Below are 2,358 nucleotides of genomic sequence, written 5' to 3'. Positions count from 1 at the left end.
GTCCCCGGGCCGCCCGCAGGGACGCCGGCGCTGGCGGACGGCACGTCCAGCGGCAGCGCCGCCTGCGGTGCCGGGGCGCCGATCTCGGGGCCGGCGCCGACGTCGGTCAGCTCGATGGCGTGCCCCGCGACGACGAAGAGGACGCGGTCGGCGCGGGCGGCCAGCGCCTGGTGGGCGCTGCCGAGCAGGTCGACCCAGCGACGGGTGCCGCGCGTGGCGGCGACCGGGGCCATGCCGGCCTCCTCGCCGACGACGACGGTCAGGGCGTCGCGCTCGCAGGCGGCGTCGGCCAGGGCGGCCACGGCGTGCTCGACGCCGGCCAGGGCCGAGGCGCCGTCGATCGCGTTCGCCGGATCGTCACGGCGGCCGTCGTCGTCCAGCAGGCCCGCGTCGTGCAGGACGCCGGCGAGCCAGGCGCCGAGGCCGTCGAGCAGCACGGTCGCGCTGCCCGCCTCGTGGACGGGGCGCGCCAGGTCCTGGATCGCGGCGATCTCCACCGTCTCCCACGACGCCGGGCGCCGGCTGCGGTGCACCGCGATCCGCTCGTGGTCGCCGTCGGGGCCCGACGGCGCGGTGGCGAGGTAGCGCACGGGGACCCCGGCGGCGGCCACCAGGCGTTCGGCGACGGCGCTCTTGCCGGAGCGGGTGCCCCCGAGGACGAGGACGAGGCGTGGGCTGCTCATGCGGAGGGGGATCCCGAGTCGCGGTGGAAGAGGAGCGCGTGGATCGCGGCGACGGTCACCGGCGTCCCACCGCGTTCCCCGCGGTTCGTCAGGCACGGTACCCCGCTGCGGGCCAGTGCGGCCTTGCTGTCCGCCGCGCCGACGAAGCCGACGGGCAGTCCGACGACGAGCGCGGGGCGGACGCGGTCGTGAGCGATCTCGTCCAGCAGGGCGAAGAGCGCGGTCGGGGCGTTGCCGATCGCCCAGACCGCGCCGTCGGGGTGGTCACGGGCGGCCAGGCGGAACGCGGCGTCGGAGCGGGTGCTGCCCGTCGCGCGCGCCTGGTCGGCGGCTCGCGGGTCGGCCAGCGGCACGATCGTCTCGCGGGCCGTGATGCCGGCCGCGGCCATGCGGGTGTCGACGATCAGCGGAGCGCCGGCCAGCAACGCGGCACGCCCGGCGACCAGGGCGTCCTCGTCGAGGACGAGGGTCTCGGCGAACGCGACGTCGGCGACCGAGTGGACCGTGCGCTCCGTGACCGCGCGCGACAGCGGCGGCAGGTGGTCCAGGGACAGCCGCGAGCGGAGGATCCGGTAGCTCTCGACCTCGATCGGGTGCGGCGTGCGGGCCGGGGCGGGATCTGGCTGCACGTGGACGCCGCGTACGGCTGTGGCCTGCTGGTCTCCACCCGTCGCCGGCACCTGATCGACGGCATCGAGCGGGCCGACTCGGTCACCGTCGACTTCCACAAGAGCTACTTCCAGCCGGTCAGCTCCAGCGCGATCGTGGTCCGCCGGGGCGAGACGATGCGCCGGATCGCGGTGCACGCCGACTACCTGAACCCGCGCACCGCGACCGTGCCGAACCAGGTCGACAAGAGTCTGCAGACCACCCGCCGGTTCGACGCCCTGAAGCTCTGGATGACGCTGCGCACGATGGGCTCGGAGCGGATCGGCGACATGTTCGACACCGTGGTGGACCGGGCGCACGAGGCGTACCAGTTCATCGTCGACGAACCGGACTTCGAGGCGGTCGCGCCGCCGACGCTGAGCACGGTCCTCTTCCGGTTCCGGCCGGAGAGCCTGGGCGTGGCTGAGTGCGACGCGCTGATGCCGAAGCTGCGCCAGCGGCTCTTCTACGGCGGGCAGGCGATCGTCGCCGGCACCACCATCGGCGGCCACTACTGGCTGAAGTTCACCCTGCTCAACCCGAACACCACGATGGCCAACCTGAAGGACGTCCTGGACCTGATCCGCGAGATCGGCAACGACCTGATGGGCGAGCGCGACCTCACGGCGGTGATGGCCTGATGCGTACCCATGATTTCGTGGCGATCGGTGTCGGGCCGTTCAACCTCGGTCTCGCCGCGCTCACCGCGGATCTGCCCGATGTGGACGGCGTCTTCCTGGAACAGCGGGCGGAGTTCGACTGGCACCCCGGCCTGATGATCGACGGCGTGACCATCCAGGTCCCGTTCATGGCGGACCTGGTCACCATGGCCGACCCGACCAGCCGGTTCTCGTTCCTGAACTACCTCAAGCAGGTCGGCCGGCTCTACCCGTTCTACATCCGGGAGAGCTTCTACCCGCTGCGTGCCGAGTACAACGAGTACTGCAAGTGGGTCGCCGGACAGCTGCCGTCGATCCGCTGGAGTACCCGGGTCGACACGGTGACCCACGACGGCGAGGCCTACCTC

Annotated in this window: 3 protein-coding genes and 1 pseudogene; 2 read left to right on the top strand and 2 right to left on the bottom strand. The window is 73.1% G+C overall.

The window, feature by feature from the left end; genetic code table 11:
- Together AB0L40_RS27630 and AB0L40_RS27625 are read right to left on the bottom strand one after the other, a co-directional pair.
- Positions 1-683, bottom strand: a 683-nt coding sequence (locus AB0L40_RS27630) for a bifunctional adenosylcobinamide kinase/adenosylcobinamide-phosphate guanylyltransferase (protein ID WP_364361991.1), incomplete at its 3' end; no start/stop codon positions are given.
- Positions 680-1,312 carry a precorrin-8X methylmutase gene (locus AB0L40_RS27625; protein ID WP_364361989.1) on the bottom strand — a complete coding sequence of 211 codons (633 nt, stop codon included), beginning with the start codon at positions 1,310-1,312 and terminating at the stop codon, positions 680-682. The genes AB0L40_RS27630 and AB0L40_RS27625, both read right to left, overlap by 4 nt.
- Between AB0L40_RS27625 and AB0L40_RS27620 the strand changes: the two are divergent.
- Both AB0L40_RS27620 and AB0L40_RS27615 read left to right on the top strand, forming a co-directional pair.
- Positions 1,301-1,972: pseudogene (locus tag AB0L40_RS27620) on the top strand (pyridoxal-dependent decarboxylase); the annotation flags it as partial. The gene AB0L40_RS27625 and the pseudogene AB0L40_RS27620 sit on opposite strands and share 12 nt — an antisense overlap.
- On the top strand, positions 1,972-2,358 hold a 387-nt coding region (locus AB0L40_RS27615), incomplete at its 3' end, for a SidA/IucD/PvdA family monooxygenase (protein ID WP_364361987.1). The pseudogene AB0L40_RS27620 and the gene AB0L40_RS27615, both read left to right, overlap by 1 nt.

It is taken from the genome of Patulibacter sp. NPDC049589 (assembly GCF_040675535.1).
Classification (GTDB): domain Bacteria; phylum Actinomycetota; class Thermoleophilia; order Solirubrobacterales; family Solirubrobacteraceae; genus Patulibacter.
This window is presented reverse-complemented; position numbering and strand designations above follow the sequence as displayed.